Here is an 18410-nt window from a genome sequence, read left to right on the forward strand (position 1 = left end):
GGAGAGACCATGACCACGCCGAGCACCGACGCCGCCAGCGAGACCGCAGCGACCGACACCTTCGATCTGATCGTCATCGGCGCGGGGCCGGTCGGCGAGAACATCGCCGACCGCGCCGTGCAGGGCGGCCTCACCGCCGCCATCGTCGAGAGCGAGCTGGTCGGCGGCGAGTGCTCCTACTGGGCCTGCATGCCGTCCAAGGCGCTGCTGCGCGCGCCGATGGCGCTGCGGGCCGCCCGTGACCTCCCGGGAGCGGCGCAGGCCGTCACCGGCGGCGTCGACATCGCCGCGCTCCTGGCGCACCGCGACTCCGTCACCAGCGGCTTCGACGATCACGGCCAGGTCCAGTGGCTCGAGGGCGCCGGCATCGAGCTCGTCCGCGGCCACGGCCGCCTCAGCGGCGTGCGCGAGGTCAGCGTCACCGCCCCCGACGGCTCCGTCCGCGTCCTGCACGCCCGGAGCGCCGTCGCCGTCGCGACCGGCACCAGTGCCGTCGTCCCCGACATCCCGGGGCTGCGCGCCGCCTCGCCGTGGACCAGCCGCGAGGCGACCAGCGCCGAGATCGTCCCCGACCGCCTCGTCGTCATCGGCGGCGGCGTCGTCGCCTGCGAGATGGCGACCGCCTACGCCGGCATGGGCGCCACCGTGACCCTGCTCGCCCGGAGCGGGCTGCTCGCCCCGTTCGAGCCGTTCGCCGGCGAGCTGGTCGGCGACGCCCTCCGCGAGCTGGGCGTCGACGTGCGGATCGGCGGCTCCCCCGCGTCCGTCGAGCGCCGCGCCGACGGCACCGTCGCCGTGACCCTGGAGGGCGGCGACGTCGTCGAGGCCGACGAGATCCTCGCCGCCACCGGCCGCGCCCCGCAGACCCGCGACATCGGCCTCGAGGTCGTCGGCCTCGAGCCGGGCGACTCTCTGAAGGTCGACGACACGATGCTCGTGCTCGGCGAGGACGGCTCCCCGGTCGGCTCCGGCACGCCCTGGCTCTACGGCGTCGGCGACGTCAACCACCGCGCGCTGCTCACCCACCAGGGCAAGTACCAGGCCCGCGCCGCCGGCGACGTGATCGTCGCCCGCAGCACCGGCGGCGAGGTGAAGGACGCGCCCTGGGGCGCCCACGTCGCCACCGCGGACCACGAGGCCGTACCGCAGGTCGTCTTCACCGACCCCGAGGTCGCCTCCGTCGGCCTCACCGCCGCCGCGGCCGAGAAGGCGGGCTACCGCACCCGGGTCGTCGACTACGAGATCGGCTCGGTCGCCGGCGCCTCGCTCGCCGCCGTCGGCTACAAGGGAACAGCCCGGATGGTCGTCGACGAGGACCGCGAGGTCCTGCTCGGCGTCACCTTCGTCGGCAAGGAGGTCGGCGAGCTCGTGCACTCCGCGACGATCGCCGTCGTCGGCGAGGTCCCGCTGTCCCGCCTCTGGCACGCGGTCCCCTCCTACCCGACGATCAGCGAGGTCTGGCTGCGCCTGCTCGAGACCTACGGGCGCGACAGCGCGTGAGCGCCCTGCGGCGCGCGGTCGCGGTCGTCGCCCTCGACCCGGCGATCACCCGACCCGGCTACCTCTTCGCCTGCGCGGTCGGGCTGGCCTGGGGCGCGCTCTGGAGCACGGGCCCGATCGAGCGCCGCCACGGGCTCGTCGTCTTCACCGGCCTGCCCTCGTGGGCCTTCGGCCGCGGCGGTTCCTGCGTCGGCACGAGCTACCTGACGGACAGCAACGTCTCCGACCGCGTGCTCGAGCACGAGGCCGTGCACAAGGTGCAGTGGCGCACCTTCGGCATGTGGTTCCCGCTGATGTACTTCGTCGCCGGCCGCGACCCGCTGCGCAACCGCTTCGAGATCGAGGCCGGCCTCGAGAAGGGCGGCTACGTCCGTGGTCGCTGATCAGACGGGGCGCGTCGTCGTCCTCACCGGGGCGAGCTCCGGCATCGGACGGATCGCCGCCGGCGCGCTGGCCTCGGCCGGAGCCCGCGTCGCCGTCGTCGGGAGGAACCCGGAGCGGACCCGCGCGGTCGCGGCGGAGATCGGCGGCGATCCGTTCCTCGCCGACTTCGACCGCCTCGACGACGTCCGCGACCTCGCCGCGGCGCTGCTCGCCCGCTACGACGGCATCGACGTGCTCGCGAACAACGCGGGCGGTCTCGTCTCGCACCGCGGCGAGACGGTCGACGGGCACGAGCGGACGATCCAGAGCAACCACCTGGCCCCGTTCCTGCTGACACGGCTCCTGCTCCCCCGCCTGATCGAGACCGGGCGCGAGCGCCCCGGTGCCCGCGTGGTCTCCACCGCGAGCGCCGCCAACCGCATCGGCCGGCTCTCGCTCGACGACCTCGATCGCCGGCGCGGGCCGTGGCTGGGCGGCTGGCGCGCCTACGGCACCTCGAAGCTCGCCACGATCCTCTTCGTCCGCGAGCTGGCCGAGCGCCTGCTGCCGACCGCCGTCGACGCCTACTCGTTCCACCCGGGCGTCGTCGCGACCGGCTTCGGCGCCGATTCGCGGCTGATGTCGCTGCTGTCGCTGAGCGGGTCGCCGGGCATCTCCGCCGAGGCGGGCGCCGTCCCGCTGATCACGCTGGCGTCCGAGCCCGACGTCGGCGCGGCGAGCGGCAGCTACTTCGACGGACTCCGCGCCGGCGGCTCCGTGGCGGCGCAGGCCCGCGACCGTCAGCTCGGCCGCGACCTCTGGACACTCTCCAGCCGCCTGGTCGGCGTGCCCGCCGCACTCTGAGGGCGGAGGGGACTCGGCGCGAGGCTAGTTGGCCTCGGAGCGTCCCGTCCGCCAGTAGCCCATGAAGGCGACGCGCGTCCGGTCGACGCCGAGCTCGGTGACGAGGCAGCGGCGGATGAGCTTGATCGCGCCCGCCTCGCCGGCGATCCAGGCGTAGAGGCCGGGGTCGGTGCGCTCCGCGGGCACCTCCCAGAGGATCTCGCTGTCGACGTCGACGTCGGACACCTCGACCCCGCGGTGATGCGCCGTGAGGAATCGGGTCGCCCAGCCGCGGACGGAGTCGCCGAGCTGCGCGCCCGGCGTCGTCCCGGTGCGCACGAGCCAGTGCACGCGGACTCCGGCGGGGTGCTGGAGCGACAGGACGTCCGCCGCGCTCGGCACCTCGAGGAAGGCGGCCCCCGTCGCCGAGGCGGGGAGGCTCTCGAGGATCGCACTGATCGCGGGGACCGCGGTCTCGTCGCCCGCCATCAGCAGCGTCGTCGCCGCACCCGGGTGCCACTCGACGCCGCCGCCGGCGAGCTCCGAGCGGGTGTCGGGCGCGATGATGACGACCTGCGCGCCGACGCGGGCCGACTCGACCCAGGCGGAGGCGGGACCGGTGTCGCCGTGTGCGACGAAGTCGACGTCGACCTCGGCCTGCTCGGGGCGCGTCGCGCGGATCGTGTAGGTGCGCAGCGGGTTCCGCAGCACGTCCGGCAGCTCGCGCCAGCGGGTGTACCAGTCGGGAGCGAGGCCGTCCGGCCCGCTCTCATCCGCGACCGAGGCCATGAAGTCGTGTGCGCTCGAGGTCGGCGTCGGCACGACCAGCTTGATCCGCTGGTCCGGGCCGGTGCAGCCGACCGAGCCGAGATCGTCACCGGTCAGCGTGATCCGGATGAAGTGCGGCGCGATCCGGGTCGCGCGGGCGACGGTCGCGAGATACGGCCGGTAGGCCGGGCGGGCGGGGGCTTCGGTCAGCGGAGGCACCGGACCAGTCTCGCAGAGAAGGTAAGCCTTACCTAATCCTGAGTGGCTCTCAGCGAGCGGCGTGCTCCGCGGACACCCGCAGGCGGGCGTCGACGTCGGCGGCGAGCTCCGCGACGACGGCACCCTCTCCGCCGATCCAGGCGCAGAAGTCGTGCCGGTCGTCCGCCCACGGGTAGTCCCCGTCGACGACGGACATCTCGCCCATCCAGGCGCGCACCGCGCGGTCGAGCGCGACGCCGCGCGCGCAGGCGAGGCCGGTGCCGGGAGCGCCGGAGCGCTGCGAGCGGCCGAGCCAGGTGACGCCGACGCGGCCGGGCGCCGAGAGCGGCGGCAGGCCGCGGGCGTCGTCGACCTCGACGAAGACCTGGCCCCGGGCATTCGCGGGGAGCGCGTCGAGCATGCTCTGGATCCAGGGCACGACGGTCTCGTCACCCGCGATCAGGAACTGCTTGACGTCGACCGGCTCCGAGCCGTCTCGTCCCTCGAACATGCACATCGGAAGTAAGTATAGGCATGCCTAACCTGACCGGCCAAGGGTGCGGACCTGCCCGTTCGCCGGGTGTCGGCGGCGCTCGGCTCCCCGGGCCTCACCACTGCGGCGGGTGCCGCCGCTGCCAGCGCGCCCGGCGCTCCAGCTGCGCGCCGATCGACAGCAGCACCGCCTCACCGCCGGGGCGCCCGATCAGCTGGATCCCCATCGGCAGGCCGTCCGCCGTGACACTCAGCGGCAGCGCGATCGCGGGCAGGCCGCTCACGTTCACGAACGAGGTGTACGGCGTGTAGCGCACCTGCTGCTCGAAGTTGCGCTCCGGATCCTCGGCGTCGTACCAGCCGACCGGCCGCGGCGTCATCGTCATCGACGGGGTGAGGATCGCGTCGAACGGCGCGAAGGCGGCGATGACCGCGCGCTCGTGAGCCGAGAGCACGCCCGCGGCCTCCACGATGTCGCGGGCCGATCGCCGTCGCCCCTCGCGCACCAGCCACTGCGTGAGCGGCTCGAGCAGCTCCAGCTCGTCGCCCTCGACGGGGAGCGTCGACGCCCCGCTCTGCCAGAGCGCCCGGAACGCATCCGGGTAGGCGGCGGACGGCGGCAGCACCGCGTCGTCGAGCCCGTGGCCGAGCGCCGACAGGGCGGCGATCCCCTCGTCCAGAGCGGCGCGCGCCTCCGGAGCGAGCCCGATGTCGTACTCCTCGTCCCACGGCGAGGCCGTCAGCACGCCGATCTGGAACCGGCCCTCGCCGCGCACGGCGGCACCGAGGAAGGAGCCGTCGCCGTCCCCCGGCGCGGTCAGCGCCGTGCGCTGCGGGACGACGCCGTTGCGACGCTCGAGCATCCCCTCCAGCAGCATCCCGGCGTCCGCCACCGAGCGCGTCAGCGGACCGGCGACGACGAGGCCGCCCACTCCCCCCACTCCGGACAGCGCCGGCACCCGGCCGCGGGAGGGCTTGAGACCGACCAGACCGCAGGCGGCGGCGGGGATGCGGATCGAGCCGCCGCCGTCGGAGCCCGGCGCGAACGGGAGCAGACCCGCCGCGACCGCGCTCGCCGCGCCGCCGCTGGACCCGCCCGCGCCGCGCGAGGTGTCCCAGGGCGTGACCGTCGGCGGTCCGACGAGGTTCTCGGTGTAGGAGGGCATGCCGAACTCGGGCGCAGCCGTCTTGCCGAGGCTGATCGCCCCCGCCGTGTCGAGCACCTGGACGATCTCGTCGGAGGCGTCGGGGACGAACGACTCGCGCAGCCGCGAGCCGAAGGTGGTCCGGACGCCGGCCCGGCGCCAGAGGTCCTTGTCGCCGCTCGGCAGCCCCCAGAGCAGCGCGGTGCGCGGCACGGAGTCGATCGCGGCCGCCCGGGCCCGCGCCGCGTCCGCGGTCACGGTGGTGAAGGCGCCGAGCTCCCCGTTCCAGCGCTCGATCCGGGCGAGGTAGTGCTCGGTCAGCTCGAGCGGGGTGATCTCGCCGCGCTGCAGCCAGTCCCACTGCTCCTGAGCGCTGAGGTGATGGAGTTCGAACATGGAACGACCCTATTCCGCCGCCTCGGTGCCGCTCTGGGAGCGCCGAGGTCGGGCGGAACAGGGTCGTGGGGTCGTGCAGGCCTACGCTGCGCGGCGGCCGATCTCGCGGACGCCGTCGTCGGTGCCGAACCGGCTGCCCGGGGTGATGACCGTGTCGCGGTCGACCCGCGCGCCGGTCGCGACGACGGCCGAGCCGCCGATCCGCGAGTAGCTGCCGATGCGGGCACCGGGGCCGATGATGGCCTCCGGGCCGACGTGGACGTTCGCGCCGATGAAGGCGCTGTGCCCGATCATCGCGTCGCGGTCGACCCAGCTGCCGGCGCCGATCCACGCCCGCTCCCCGACGGTGGCGCCGGGTTCGACGTAGGCGCCGGTCTCGACGTACGCCGACGCGGAGACGCGCGATCCCGGAGCGACCATGCCGCGTCCGTTCGCGTGACGGCGGTAGACGATCTCCTCGTCGGCGCCGCGCACTCCCCGTCCCTTGCTCATTCCTGTTCCTGCCATCTGCCTCGAGCTCCTCCGAGCGATCCGATGGGCGAGGCACTCGGGCCCCACCCCGCTATCGAGGACAACAGCGCGCGGGGGTCGTGCATTCCCCGTGCGGGGGGCACTCAGGCTCGGGGCTCGACGACGTCCGCGACGGCGGTGACCACGGTGCGGAAGCGCTGCGGCGCGTCCCGGATCCGGCGTCGGGCCAGCACCCCCGCGAGTGCGGACGAGGCTCCCGACGCGACCAGCTCGCACTCGACCCGCGAGCCCTCCTCGTCCGCCAGCACCCGCCACTGCTCGAGGCCGACGACCGGCAGCCGCCGCTCGAGCCCGTCCGCCGAGCGCGCGAACGCCGGCCCGTCGTCGGCGGCGAGCACGTCGGCGAGCGCGGCGAGCACCACGGCGGGCTCGGCGTGCAGGATCGAGGCGAGGGCGAGAATGCTGCGCATCGCGGCAGTCTCCCACGCCGGACCGGCCCCCCTGCTGCTCGAGCGGCCCCGGCCCGTGCTGGTCGAGCAGCCCCGGAGGCCCGCCTCATGCTGGTCGAGCACCCCTGCAGGGCCACTCGATGCTGGTCGAGTAGCCCCGCAGGGGCGTATCGAGACCCGCAGGCGGTCGCCGTCAGGAGCGCTCGTCGAGCACGCGCCGCAGCCAGTCGAACGAGGCCTTCGGCACGCGGTCGCGGCTGCGGGAGTCCAGCGCCACCAGCCCGTGCGGCCGGGTGTAGCCGTGCTGCCACTCGAAGGCGTCCACCAGCGTCCACAGCTGAACGGCCTCCAGCGGCAGGCCCTCGTGCACGGCCTCGGCGAGCGCCCCGAGGTGCGCGCCCAGCCAGCGGATCCGCTCCGTGTCGACGATGGCGCCCTGCCGGTCCGGCAGATCCGGGTAGCTCGCGCCGAGCTCCGTCAGCACCAGCGGCGGCAGCGCGTCGCCGTAGCGCTCGACGAGGCTCCGCAGCACCGCCACCGGCGCCCACGGCGCGAACGGCGAGCCGTCACCGGTCCGGTCGAGCTCCGGCCACGGCCGGGCGTGGAACGGCAGAGCGGGCGGAGCACCCGGCCCGGTCGGCAGCGCCGGATCGCGTCCGGCGGCGATCCGCTGCGGGGCCAGCGGCGCGACCCCGTAGAAGTCGAGCGGGGCGCTGATGCGGGCGAGGTCCACCGGGTCGACGCCCGCGAGCGGCGCGAGGAACGGCGGCAGCTCCTCCGGCCCGGACGGATAGACGCCGGTGAGCACGGCGTCGGCGACGAGCCGGTTCTGCAGGACGTCGGCGAGCGCCGCCCACGCGCCGTCCCGCTCCGACTCGCTCGCCGGCTCGACCACGGCCTGCGCGTCGACGAGCCCGATGCGCCCGGCGAGGTCGGCGGAGCGGAGCGCCTCGACCGCGACCGCGTGCCCGAGCAGCTGGTGGTGCAGCGCGGGCAGCGCGCTGAACAACCGCCCCGCGCCCGGCGCCTGGTTCTTCAGCGCGTAGCCCTCGAGGAACACGGTCGACGGCTGATCCAGGGTGATCCAGTCCGCCACCCGGTCGCCGAGCCGCGAGCCGATCTCGAAGGCGACGTCGCCGAAGCGGAAGGCCGTGTCGCGGTTCATCCAGCCCCCGCTGAGCGCGGAGGGGGTGTCGCGGTGCTGCAGGGTGAGCGCGATCCGCAGCCCGGCTCCGGCGAGCTCGTCGAGGAGGCGGTCGTAGAAGCCGAGGCCGCCGCGGTCGATCGGTCCGCGGCCGTCCGGCTGCAGCCGGGTCCAGGAGATCGAGAGCCGCAGCTCGTCGACGCCGAGGTCGACGAGCAGGGCGAGGTCCTCGCGCCAGCGCAGGACGAAGTCGGTGGCGAACTCGGGCGTCGCCTCCTCGGCGATCGTGCCGCGCCGCAGGGCGAAGTCGTCCCAGACGGAGCGGCCGCGACCGCCGGCCTCGAGCGAGCCCTCCGTCTGGAAGGCGCTCTGCGCGAGTCCGATCCGCAGTCCCGGAGGCAGCAGCCGCCCGAGCTCCCGCGGGTCGTCGAAGCGCGCGGTCTCGGCGCGCACCTGCTGCCGATCGCGTCCGCGTGCTGCGTCCTCGCTCATCTTTCCTCCGACTCGTCGATGGGTATATTGTCGCGGAAGCGCTCTCCCGCTCCGACCAGCCGCTCCCCCGGGCGGAGGAGGCCGATCCGCCCTTCGGTGTACATCCGGCAACGGGGGCGCGCCGCGCTTGACACCACCCGTGCGCCCCCGTGCAATGGACGCACCGTGATTCCGAGTGTCGCCGCGTCTGTTCCGGGGGGTTCCGCGACGAGGGGTCCGTCGGCCGTGCCGACGGGTCGCCTCCGCCGCTCCCCCCGTTCGTCGCGCCGCCGTCCGGCCGCCCTCCTGCTCGTGCTGCTCGTCGCGCTGGGCGCCGCCGCCGGCCTGACCGCGCCGAGCGCGCTGGCCGCCGCACCCCTCACGATCACCTCCCCGGCCTCCGGCACCGTGCTGCCGAGCGGCGCGGTCACCGCGACCGGCACCGGCACGGCCGGCGATCAGATCCAGATCGGCCTCACCGGCAGCAGCGAGCCGCTCTGCATCACCACCGTCGAGGCCGACGACACCTGGAGCTGCCTGCTCGACCTCGACGACGGCCGGATCCGCCTGAGCGCCGTCGAGCTCCTCGCCGCCGGCGGCACCACCTCGGCCCGCACCGAGGTCGCCGTGCTCAGCGCTCCCGTCATCGAGTCGGTCGACGGCTCGGCGACGTCGGCCGGATCGGTGAGCGGCACCGCCTACCCGGGAGCGAGCGTCGCCGTCACCTCCGACGGCGGCGCCTCCTGCCTCGCCACCGCCGACGGCGCGGGCCGCTGGTTCTGCCAGCTCGCGCCCACCCCAGCCCCCGGCAGCTACCGGGTGACCGCGACCCAGTCCGCCTCCTTCGCCGGGAGCACCGTCTCGCCCGCCAGCGCGGCGGTCTCGCTCGTCGTGGACACCGCGGCTCCGGTCGCGCCGGTCCTCGCCTCCCCCGGCCCGGGCGCCGCGCTGCCGCTCACCGGCGCCGTCTACTCGGGCACCGCCACCGAGGGCACGCGGGTCTACGTCTACGTCGACCTCGTCAACACCTGCGACGCGCCGATCACCGGCGGTGCCTGGAGCTGCACCGGCGGCACGGTGACGGCCGGAGCGCACCGCGTGTCGGCGATCGCCGGCGACGCTGCCGGCAACTACAGCTCGCGCAGCCCGTGGATCGACGCCACCTTCTGGGCGGCGACCACGACGCCCTCCGCCACTCCCTCGGCGACAGCTCCCGGCACGAGCACGGCGACCCCCGGCGGCGGCACGCCGACCACCGCACCCGGCTCGCCGACCGCGCGGCCGACGACGCCGGGAAGCACCGCGACGCCCTCCCCGGCGCGCCCGGGCCAGACGGCGACCGCGCCCGAGGCGGCCCCGTCCGACGGCGCCACCGCTGCACCGGCGCCGGGAGCCGCTCCGAGCGACCCGCCCCCCACCGCTCCCGCTCCCGCCGACGGCGGCTCCGCGCCCGGTGGCTGGAGCGCGGCCACCGGGATGACCACGGCGCTCTCCTCCGGCGCTCCGATCGGCACGATGGCCGACTGGATGCGCTCGCTCGCGCTGGCGGTCGCCTCCCTCGCCCTGCTCGTCGTCCCCGCCCGCCTGGCCGTCGCCGGCCGGGTGCCGCGCGAGCCGCGCACCTGGCGCCTGACCGGCCGCAACCGCGCGAGCGTGGAGTACGACGACAGGCCGGACCCCGCGCCCGTCTCCGCGCGGACGATGGTGGTCGGCATGATCGGCTGCGCAGCCGGCCTCGTGCTGCTCTCCGGCCGGATCGACGGGCAGCCCGCGTACCTCCGTCTGCTGATCGCGGTGATCGTCGCGGTCGCCGTGGTCAACGCCGTCGCCGCAGGGGTCCCCGCCCTGGTCGGGCGCCGGCTCGGCCTGCCGGGCATCCGCATCGTCGCCTCGCCCCGCGCACTGCTGCTGGTGGCCGGTGCCGCACTGCTCTCGCGGTTCGCGGGCCTCGACCCGGCCTTCCTCTTCGGAGTGGTGATCGGGCTCGTCCTGCCCGAGGGTGCCTCGGCCGTGTCGCGCGCCAAGCTCGCGACCGTGCGGATCGTCTCCCTGCTCGGCCTCGCCGCCGTCGCCTGGGGAGCCTCCGCGGCCGTCCCCGCCGACGGCTCCTTCGCCGCCGTCCTCACCACCGAGATCCTCAGCGCGACGACGCTGCTCTCGGTCGGCTCGAGCGTCGTGCTGCTCTTCCCGGTCGGCCGGCCCGCGGGGCAGAGCATCCTGCGCTGGTCGCCCGTGCTCTGGCTCGGGCTGACGCTGCTGGCGAGCACCGTGCTCTTCCTGCTCCTCACGCCGACGATCGCCGCCTGGGCGACCGACGGCGGCGGCGGGCCGGCGCTCTTCGCCGTGGTCGCCTTCACGGCCGTCTGCACGTCGATCTGGGCCTGGCGGCGCTTCGTCGACGTCGGCGAGTAGCGGCGGGCCGGGCTCCGGCCGCGTGGCCCGTGTGCGGGCTCAGCCGATCGCGGCGAGCTCGCGCACGTCGTCGTCCGGCAGCACGTCGACGACGGCGCCGACGGTCATGTCGGTCAGGGTCGCGATGCCGTCGTAGACGCTGAGGAACGCCGTGTCCGCCGCGTCGCGGCCGGTGGCGATCCGCACCAGGCTCGACCGCGGCGCCAGCGTGGTCGCGTCGACCACCCGCCAGGAGCCCTCGATCCAGGCCTCGGCGACCGCGTGGAAGTCCATCGGCGCGAGTCCCGGCGCGTAGACCGCGACCAGCCGGGCCGGCACGTCGAGCGCACGCAGCAGCGCCACCACGAGGTGGGCGAAGTCGCGGCAGACCCCGCGGCGGGCGAGCAGCGTCCGCTCCGCACCGTCGGTGGGGAGGCTCGAGCCGGTCACGTAGGCGAGCCGGGTGCCGACCCAGGAGCTGACCGAGGCGAGCAGGGCGGCGCCCTCGAGGCCCGCGAACTCGGCACGCGCGGTCGCCCACAGGATGTCCGACTCGGCGTAGCGGCTCGGCCGCAGGTAGCGCAGGCGGTCGACCTCCTCGCCGGGCACCGGCTCCAGCACGCCGTCGACGCTCGCGGTGTAGTCGACGACGAGGCGTCCGACGCCCGCCTCGAGGACGTGCAGGCGGGTGCCGTGCTGGTCGAGCACCTCGCGGGCGGCGACCTCGCGCCCGTCCAGCTCGAGGGACAGCCGCTCCGGAGCGCCGTAGGCCTCTGCGACCGCGATCGAGAAGACGAGCGTCGCGGGTCGCGCGACGTCGAGGGTCAGCCGGGCGGAGACGTCGCGCTTCACGCGCCCTGCTCGCCCTTCGGCGGCGGGGTGGGAGCGGCGTCCGGCTCCTGCACGAGCTGCAGCCCGCCGGAGGAGTTCGCGGAGACCGTCAGCAGGTCGATCCAGGTGCGGTTGATCGACGGCACCCGGCCGCCGAAGTACTTGAAGTAGAGCGGGACCGACGGGTCGAGCCAGATGCTGGAGCGGCCGTCGCCGACCGCCGGGTCGTCGCGCCAGGAGAAGAAGAAGCTCTCGCGGCGGCGCAGCTTGTTGGCGATGACGATCTGGACGTGCGTGAGCGTGCGGTCGTCGAACTCGATCTCGACACCCGAGGCTCCGTAGAGCAGCTTCCCCATGGAGGCCTCCCGACCACCCGTCGCCGGGTGATGCATGACAGTGCCCGAGGGCACGAGAAGAAGGAGACGCCACGAGGCGCCACCGGGACGCCCGCCCCCGGGACGGCGGCGCGAACGCTCCGTCCGGGCGAGGACCGCCCGGCGACGACTCTATGCGAGGGCGGGCGCCGGCGTAGCGATTGACAGGAACGGACACGGCCCGATGGCCCGGATCGGAACTCTCGCACTCCCGCGCGACTCACCGTCCGCGCATCGCGGCGATGTCGGAGGTCGGACGTACGGTACCCGCATGATCGAATGCGGAAGCTGCGGAACCGATGCCGTCGTCCTGGACCGCTCCGGCGGCGAGGACCCCGAGGGTCTGAGCTCTGAGGAGCTCGTCGTCCTCTGCGCCGAGTGCACCCCCGGCGAGATCACCGCCGCCCTCGAGGCGGCCCTGCTCGACGAAGCGAGCCTCGAAGGGGCGCTGCCGGCTGCGGCGCTCGAGAAGGCCGCGCACGCACGCGCCGCGTAACAGCCGCGGAGAGAGTGCCCCCACTGGGACTCGAACCCAGACTGAGACGATTTTAAGTCGTCTGCCTCTGCCGATTGGGCTATGGGGGCGACCACCGGGCGGCGTGATCACTCACACGCCGCCCGAGGGTGCTGTCAGGCCTTGGCGGGCTCGCCGCCCACGGTCACCGGCGCGCCGGCCGGGCCGGGGGTGCCGGCCGGAGCCGACTCGGCGGCCGGGGCGGCCGGACGGGGGCGCGACGCGTAGGTCTCGAAGGAGCCGCGCGGGTACTCGCGGGCCTCGATCGAGGCGATGTCGCGGCCGAGCCAGAGGTTGTTCCACCAGCCCCAGACCACGCGGAACTTGCGCTCCCACGAGGGCATGGCGAGCCCGTGGTAGCCGCGGTGCATGACCCAGGCCGGGAAGCCCTTGATCGCGATCTTGCCGGACTGGAAGACGCCGATGCCGATGCCGAGACCGGCGACCGCTCCCGCGTTCTTGTGGAAGTAGTCCTTGGGCGCCTCGCCGCGGAGGACCGCGATGATGTTGGTCGCCATGAGCTTGCCCTGGCGGACGGCGTGCTGGGCGTTCGGCACGCAGAAGCCGCCGACGCCGCCGCCGGTGAGGTCGGGGACGGCCGACACGTCGCCGGCGCCCCAGGCGCCCTCGACGATGACGTCGTCGTGGCCGACGCGGAGGTCGGCGCGCACGCGCAGACGGCCGCGCTCCTCGATCGGGAGGTCGGAGTTCTTGATCGACGGGTTCGCCATGACACCGGCGGTCCAGATGATCAGGTCGGACTCGAAGGTCTCGCCCGTCGACAGCTCGATGACGCCGCCCTCGGCGGACTTCAGCTGCGTGTCGAGGTGCACGGTGGCGCCGCGCTGGTCGAGGTTCTTCAGGACCCAGTGGCTCGTCTCGAGCGCGACCTCGGGCATGATCCGCCCCATCGCCTCGACGAGGTGGAACTTGGTCTCCTCGAAGTCGATCTCGGGGTAGCGCTTGAGCAGCGCGCTCGCGAAGGAGCGCAGCTCGGCGAAGACCTCGATGCCGGCGAAGCCGCCGCCGACGACCGTGACCGTCAGCAGGCGCGAGCGCTCGGGGCCGGCCGGCAGGGTCGCGGCCTTGTCGAAGTTGGTGAGGATGCGGTCGCGGATCGCGGTCGCCTCCTCGATCGTCTTGAGGCCGATCGCGTTGTCGGCGACGCCGGGGATCGGGAAGGTGCGCGAGACGGAGCCCGCGGTGACGACGATCTGGTCGTAGACGAACTCGTAGGGCTCGCCGACCGTGGGGGTGATCGTCGCGGTCTTGGACGCGTGGTCGATCTTGGTGACCTTCGCGGCGAGGATCGCGGTCTTCTTGAGGTGGCGGCGCAGCGAGACGATCGCGTGGCGCGGCTCGATGGAGCCGGCGGCGACCTCGGGGAGGAAGGGCAGGTACGCCATGTAGGGCAGCGGGTCGACGATCGTGACCTCGGCCTCGTTGGCGCGGAGGTACTTCTCCAGCTTCCACGCGGTGTAGAAGCCGGCGTAGCCGCCTCCGACGATCAGGATTTTGGGCACGGTGAACACTCCAGAGGGATGGACAATGCGAACACCCTGCTACTCGCGAAGTGCCCGCTCTCGATGCGGGTGGCAGCACTGACCCCGACTGGGAATCAGCCTAGCGAACCGCGCGTCGAATCGCGTCGACCCGCCGGTCCGCGGAGTCGGTCAGACCTCGAGCGGCCGGCACTCGCAGCGCTCGGGCGACCAGTCGGCGCGGGCCAGCGCGAGGTCGCCGATCGGGTTCACTCCGGGGCCCGCGGCGAGCGCGTGGCCCGCGAGGGCGTGCAGGCACTTCACGCGGGTCGGCATGCCGCCGGAGGAGATGCCCGCGATCTCGGGCACGACGGCGATGCTCTCGCGGTCGGCGAGGAAGGCGCGGTGGGCCGCCGCGTGCGCGTCGCGCAGCGCCTCGTCCTCGGCCAGGAGTGCGTTGTACTCGACCATGACCTGCGTCGCCTCGAGCTGCGAGATCGCGGCGGTCGCGGCGGGGTGGGTCAGGTAGTAGAAGGTGGGGAACGGCGTCCCGTCGCTCAGCCGCGGGCTGGTGGAGACCACCGTCGGGTTGCCGCAGACGCAGCGCGCGCTGATGCCGACCACGTCGCGGGCGGGGCGGCCCAGCTGGGCGGAGACGACGGCGATGTCGTGCTCGGTGGGCGGGTCGAACGGGGGCGTGGTCACGGAGGACTCCAGGGGGCGCGGGGACCGGAGGGAACTCTCCAGTGTAGGCGGCGGCCGGGCGGGGGGCCGGGGTCAGGGAGCGGGCGTGAGCTCGGCCGTCGTCGGATCGCCGAGCCCGGAGACCGCGATCGAGGAGAGCAGCGAGCCCGCCCAGTCGCTCGGCGTCTTCTGCACCGAGTTCGACGCCGGCTGCGCGGCCTGCTGCGCGACGGCGATGTCGTCGAGGACGAGGTAGCTGACCTCGCCCGGCATCACGAAGTACAGGCGCTCGCGGGCCTGGGCGCGGATGAAGGCGGGGTCGGACCAGCGCACGCGCTGCTCGTCGAGGTTCTGCGACTGGGTCTTCGCCGCATCGACGGAGCGCTGCAGCTCGGCGATCTCGGCGCGCTGCTCGACGAAGTTCTTCACGCTGGGCGCCAGGACGACGACGGCCAGGATCATGATGCCCATCACGAGCAGCGTGAACCCGGAGCCGCGGACGCCGGCGACCCAGGCGGAGGACGGTGTGACGGGAGGCTGCTTCGCGCGGGGGGTGCGCGAGGACTTCGGGGCGGAGGATCCGGGCTTCGCGCCGGGGCGCTTCGAGGCGACGGACGACGAAGTGGCGGGCTTCGACGCCGGCTTCTTCGCTGCTGACGGCGTCGAGGCACTCGACGTCGCGGCGGCGGGCTTCGAGGACCCGGGCTTCGAGGGCCCGGGCTTCGAGGGCCCAGGCTTCGAAGCGGTCGAGTCCGGCGTCTCGGCGTCGGCCGGGCGGCGGGGCGCGCTCCCGGGAGCGGAGGGCCGGCGGGGCGGTCGAGCCATGGGCGGGTGCCTCCTCGAGCGGTGGAACGGATGAGGGCGGAACGGGAGCGGCCCCGGTGCCGGCACCGAGGTGCTGGGCTCCGGGGCCGCTCCGGCGGGGAGAGACTACGCGGTGAAGCGCGGGAAGGCGGAGCGACCCGCGTACGTCGCGGCGCCTCCCAGGATCTCCTCGATGCGCAGCAGCTGGTTGTACTTCGCGACGCGGTCCGATCGCGCGGGGGCGCCGGTCTTGATCTGGCCGCCGTCCACCGCGACCGCGAGGTCGGCGATGGTGGTGTCCTCGGTCTCGCCGGAGCGGTGCGAGAGGATCGCGGTCATGCCGCTGCGCTGGGCGAGGGCCACCGCGTCGAGCGTCTCGGTGAGCGTGCCGATCTGGTTCACCTTGACCAGGATCGAGTTGCCGGCCTTCTCGGCGATGCCGCGGGCCAGGCGCACCGGGTTGGTGACGTAGAGGTCGTCGCCGACGAGCTGCACCTTGTCGCCGATCTCGGCGGTGAGGTGGGTCCAGCCGGCCCAGTCGTCCTCGTCCAGCGGGTCCTCGATGGAGACCAGCGGGTAGTTGGCGACGAGGTCGGCGTAGTACGCGGAGAGCTCCTCGGCCGAGAGCTTCTTGCCCTCGAAGGTGTACTTGCCGTCCTCGTAGAACTCGGAGGAGGCGACGTCGAGCGCGAGGCCGATGTCCTTGCCGGGGGTGAAGCCTGCGGCCTCGACGGCCTTGAGGATGAAGTCGAGCGCCTCGCGGTTGGTGGGCAGGTCGGGGGCGAAGCCGCCCTCGTCGCCCAGGCCCGTGGCGAAGCCGGCCTTCTTCAGCTGCGCCTTGAGCGCGTGGTAGATCTCGACGCCCCAGCGCAGGCCCTCGGAGAAGGACTCGGCGCCCAGCGGGACGGCCATGAACTCCTGGATGTCGACGCCGGTGTCGGCGTGCGCGCCGCCGTTGATGATGTTCATCAGCGGGACGGGCAGGGTGTGCGCGTTCGGGCCGCCGACGTAGCGGAAGAGGTCGAGGTCGGCCGACTGCGCGGCGGCCTTGGCGACCGCGAGGCTGACGCCGAGGATCGCGTTCGCACCCAGGCGCGACTTGTTCTCGGTGCCGTCGAGCTCGATCAGCTCGGCGTCGACGAGGCGCTGGTCGGTGGCGTCGAAGCCCTCGATGGCCGGGCCGATCTCGTCGATGACGGCGTCGACGGCCTTCTGCACGCCCTTGCCGAGGTAGCGCTCGGCGTCGCCGTCGCGCAGCTCGTAGGCCTCGAAGGCGCCGGTGGAGGCACCGGAGGGGACGGCCGCTCGCGAGGACGCGCCGTCCTCGAGCAGGACCTCGACCTCGACCGTGGGGTTGCCACGGGAGTCCAGAATTTCTCGGGCGACGACTGCCTCGATAAGGGCCACAACTATCTCCTCTTGACGGGTGGGCTCCCGGAGGGCGGGAGCGGTCGGGAAGGAGTCTACTGACCGCCTCGGAACGGGAGGCGTCCGCGAGGCGTCGGTAGACTCCCAGGGCCCTGACGGCAGCCGCGCCGCACGGCCGCCGATCCGCTCCCGCACCACCGGAGGACCCCGTGACCAGCACCGCCGCCGCCCTCGTCGAGCGCCTCACCGAGGTCGTCCCCGACTTCCCGAAGCCCGGCATCCTCTTCCGCGACCTCACGCCGGTCTTCGGCGACGGCGAGGCGCTGCGCGCGGTCGCCGACGCGCTGATCGAGCCGTATCGCGGCCGGATCGACGCGATCGCCGGGGTCGAGGCGCGCGGCTTCCTCCTCGCCGCGGCCGCCGCCTACTCCGCGGGCCTCGGAGTCGTGACGATCCGCAAGCCCGGCAAGCTGCCGCGGACCGTGCTGAGCGAGCAGGCCACGCTCGAGTACGGCAGCACGCAGCTCGAAGTGCACGAGGACGCGGTGCCGAAGGGCGCGCGCCTGCTGCTCGTCGACGACGTGCTCGCCACCGGCGGCACCCTCGACGCGAGCTGCCGCCTGATCGAGCGCGCCGGCTGGTCCCTCGAGGGCATCGCCGTGGTGATGGAGCTCGACGGCCTCGGCGGCCGCGACCTCCTGTCCCCGCGCCGCATCGACGCGATCGTCACCGTCTGACCCGTCCCTCCCCGCTTCCGCGAGATGCCACTTGTGCGCGCGACACGCCGTGTCGGGCGTGCACAAGTGGCATCTCGCGGAGGGGAGCAGACGTGCGTCAGGAGAGGGAGAGGGACATCCGGGAGAGGACGAAGGTCTCGACGACCTGGACGACCATGTAGAGGATCAGCGAGACGCCGGTCACGAGGACGACGGCCGACCAGATGTCGTCGAAGCGGGCCTGCGCGGTCCAGCCGGCGATGCCGCCGCCGATGCCGTCGCCGGTGGAGAGCCACTCGGCCAGCAGCGCGCCGGTGATCGCTCCGGGGACGGAGACGCGGATCGCCGCGAAGAGCGAGGGCAGCGCTCCGGGAATGGCGACCTTGCGGATGGCCGTCAGCGTGGAGCCGCCGTAGACCGAGACGACGTCGAGCATCTGCGGCGAGGCGTTGTTCAGGCCGAACGCGATCGTGACCAGCGCCGGGAAGAGCACGACGATGCCGCCGACCACGGCGACCGAGGCGACCGTCCCCTGGCCGAAGACCAGGATGATCAGCGGCGTCATCGCGATCAGCGGGACCGAGCGCAGCAGCAGCGCGAACGGCATCAGTGCGTGCTCGACGCCCTTGGACAGCCGGAAGAGGATCGCGACCAGGATCGCGACGATCAGGCCGGCCGCGAAGCCGATGAACGAGTCGACCATGGTGACGGCGAAGAGCCCGCCCAGCTCGGCGCGGTTCTCGGCCGCCGACTCGTCGGTGACCAGGTGCGCCCAGACGTCCCACGGACCCTTGATCACGTACGGCGAGACGCCGCTGAAGAGGATCACGCCGATCCAGATCGCGAGGACGATCGCGACGGTCGACAGCGCGATCAGGAGGCTCTTGCGCAGGCTCTTCAGCGTGGCGCCGAGGGCGGCGCTGCGCAGCTGACGGCGGAGCTCGTCGACCGCGATGATCTGCGTCGGGCTCGACTGCTCGGTGCGGTCGGGGATCGTGGAGGTCATG

The 18410-nt window shown here is 73.9% G+C and carries 20 protein-coding genes and 1 tRNA gene; 7 read left to right on the plus strand and 14 right to left on the minus strand.

The genetic code is table 11. The annotated features are described in order from the left end of the window. The first annotated feature begins 9 nt into the window (after positions 1–9). From EDF43_RS15960 to EDF43_RS15970, 3 genes are read left to right on the plus strand one after another with little or no spacing between them, the layout of a single operon-like run. Positions 10–1500 carry an NAD(P)/FAD-dependent oxidoreductase gene (locus EDF43_RS15960; protein ID WP_132437743.1) on the plus strand — a complete coding sequence of 497 codons (1491 nt, stop codon included), beginning with the start codon at positions 10–12 and terminating at the stop codon, positions 1498–1500. Next, positions 1497–1883: a Fe-S oxidoreductase gene (locus EDF43_RS15965; RefSeq protein ID WP_132437742.1), complete on the plus strand. Its 387-nt coding sequence runs from the start codon at positions 1497–1499 to the stop codon at positions 1881–1883. Before EDF43_RS15960 ends, EDF43_RS15965 begins: the two co-directional genes overlap by 4 nt. After that, positions 1873–2727, plus strand: a complete 855-nt coding sequence (locus tag EDF43_RS15970) for an SDR family NAD(P)-dependent oxidoreductase (RefSeq protein ID WP_132437741.1) — start codon at positions 1873–1875, stop codon at positions 2725–2727. Before EDF43_RS15965 ends, EDF43_RS15970 begins: the two co-directional genes overlap by 11 nt. Before the next feature lie 24 nt (positions 2728–2751). On the opposite strand, the gene EDF43_RS15975 is transcribed toward EDF43_RS15970, so the two are convergent. From EDF43_RS15975 to EDF43_RS16000, 6 genes are all read right to left on the minus strand, one after another. Then, positions 2752–3693 carry a siderophore-interacting protein gene (locus EDF43_RS15975; RefSeq protein WP_132437740.1) on the minus strand — a complete coding sequence of 314 codons (942 nt, stop codon included), beginning with the start codon at positions 3691–3693 and terminating at the stop codon, positions 2752–2754. Between the two features lie 49 nt (positions 3694–3742). Beyond that, entirely contained in the window at positions 3743–4183 is a 441-nt protein-coding gene (locus EDF43_RS15980) for an SIP domain-containing protein (RefSeq protein ID WP_165909156.1), read from the minus strand. A 97-nt stretch (positions 4184–4280) separates the two neighbouring features. Then, positions 4281–5705, minus strand: a complete 1425-nt coding sequence (locus EDF43_RS15985) for an amidase (RefSeq protein ID WP_132437738.1) — start codon at positions 5703–5705, stop codon at positions 4281–4283. An 81-nt stretch (positions 5706–5786) separates the two neighbouring features. Beyond that, positions 5787–6197 carry a transferase gene (locus tag EDF43_RS15990; RefSeq protein ID WP_133963110.1) on the minus strand — a complete coding sequence of 137 codons (411 nt, stop codon included), beginning with the start codon at positions 6195–6197 and terminating at the stop codon, positions 5787–5789. A gap of 122 nt (positions 6198–6319) precedes the next feature. Beyond that, positions 6320–6646: a hypothetical protein gene (locus tag EDF43_RS15995; RefSeq protein WP_132437737.1), complete on the minus strand. Its 327-nt coding sequence runs from the start codon at positions 6644–6646 to the stop codon at positions 6320–6322. 172 nt (positions 6647–6818) lie between these two features. Beyond that, positions 6819–8261, minus strand: coding sequence for a family 1 glycosylhydrolase (locus EDF43_RS16000; protein ID WP_132437736.1), 1443 nt, complete (start codon positions 8259–8261; stop codon positions 6819–6821). A gap of 225 nt (positions 8262–8486) precedes the next feature. On the opposite strand from EDF43_RS16000, the gene EDF43_RS16005 reads away from it, so the two are divergent. Next, on the plus strand, positions 8487–10652 hold the full coding sequence (locus EDF43_RS16005) for a hypothetical protein (RefSeq protein ID WP_132437735.1): 2166 nt from the start codon (positions 8487–8489) through the stop codon (positions 10650–10652). Positions 10653–10691: 39 nt separating this feature from the next. Here EDF43_RS16005 and EDF43_RS16010 read toward each other — a convergent pair whose 3' ends face one another. Both EDF43_RS16010 and EDF43_RS16015 read right to left on the minus strand, forming a co-directional pair. Beyond that, entirely contained in the window at positions 10692–11483 is a 792-nt protein-coding gene (locus EDF43_RS16010) for a transglutaminase family protein (protein WP_132437734.1), read from the minus strand. Continuing rightward, entirely contained in the window at positions 11480–11818 is a 339-nt protein-coding gene (locus EDF43_RS16015) for an ATP-dependent DNA ligase (protein ID WP_068211888.1), read from the minus strand. The genes EDF43_RS16010 and EDF43_RS16015 overlap by 4 nt, the downstream gene beginning before the upstream one ends. Positions 11819–12107: 289 nt before the next feature. Between EDF43_RS16015 and EDF43_RS16020 the strand changes: the two genes are divergently transcribed. Continuing rightward, positions 12108–12332 (plus strand): hypothetical protein, encoded by a 225-nt coding sequence (locus EDF43_RS16020; RefSeq protein WP_132437733.1) that lies wholly within the window; start codon positions 12108–12110, stop codon positions 12330–12332. Positions 12333–12347: 15 nt separating this feature from the next. Here the strand turns inward: EDF43_RS16020 and EDF43_RS16025 are convergent. From EDF43_RS16025 to EDF43_RS21940, 4 genes are all read right to left on the minus strand, one after another. Further along, positions 12348–12421: transfer RNA gene (locus EDF43_RS16025), tRNA-Leu, on the minus strand. A 45-nt stretch (positions 12422–12466) separates the two neighbouring features. Then, positions 12467–13873, minus strand: coding sequence for an NAD(P)/FAD-dependent oxidoreductase (locus EDF43_RS16030; RefSeq protein ID WP_123705592.1), 1407 nt, complete (start codon positions 13871–13873; stop codon positions 12467–12469). 150 nt (positions 13874–14023) lie between these two features. Further along, complete coding sequence (locus EDF43_RS16035) at positions 14024–14536, minus strand: DUF501 domain-containing protein (RefSeq protein ID WP_123734084.1); 513 nt, start codon at positions 14534–14536, stop codon at positions 14024–14026. Positions 14537–14608: 72 nt separating this feature from the next. Then, complete coding sequence (locus EDF43_RS21940; protein WP_165909155.1) at positions 14609–14986, minus strand: septum formation initiator family protein; 378 nt, start codon at positions 14984–14986, stop codon at positions 14609–14611. Between EDF43_RS21940 and EDF43_RS21945 the strand changes: the two genes are divergently transcribed. Continuing rightward, complete coding sequence (locus tag EDF43_RS21945; protein WP_165909154.1) at positions 14979–15374, plus strand: hypothetical protein; 396 nt, start codon at positions 14979–14981, stop codon at positions 15372–15374. The genes EDF43_RS21940 and EDF43_RS21945 overlap by 8 nt on opposite strands. A 71-nt stretch (positions 15375–15445) precedes the next feature. On the opposite strand, the gene eno is transcribed toward EDF43_RS21945, so the two are convergent. Next, positions 15446–16726, minus strand: coding sequence for a phosphopyruvate hydratase (eno, locus tag EDF43_RS16045; RefSeq protein ID WP_123447613.1), 1281 nt, complete (start codon positions 16724–16726; stop codon positions 15446–15448). 170 nt (positions 16727–16896) lie between these two features. Here eno and EDF43_RS16050 point away from each other — a divergent pair, with 170 nt between their 5' ends. Beyond that, positions 16897–17424: an adenine phosphoribosyltransferase gene (locus EDF43_RS16050; protein WP_132437731.1), complete on the plus strand. Its 528-nt coding sequence runs from the start codon at positions 16897–16899 to the stop codon at positions 17422–17424. Between the two features lie 97 nt (positions 17425–17521). Here EDF43_RS16050 and EDF43_RS16055 read toward each other — a convergent pair whose 3' ends face one another. Next, a complete protein-coding gene (locus EDF43_RS16055; protein ID WP_207901803.1) occupies positions 17522–18409 on the minus strand; it encodes an ABC transporter permease subunit in 888 nt (295 codons plus the stop codon). Position 18410: the final 1 nt, after the last annotated feature.

This window comes from Rathayibacter sp. PhB179, assembly GCF_004345345.1.
GTDB classification, from domain to species: Bacteria; Actinomycetota; Actinomycetes; order Actinomycetales; family Microbacteriaceae; genus Rathayibacter; species Rathayibacter festucae.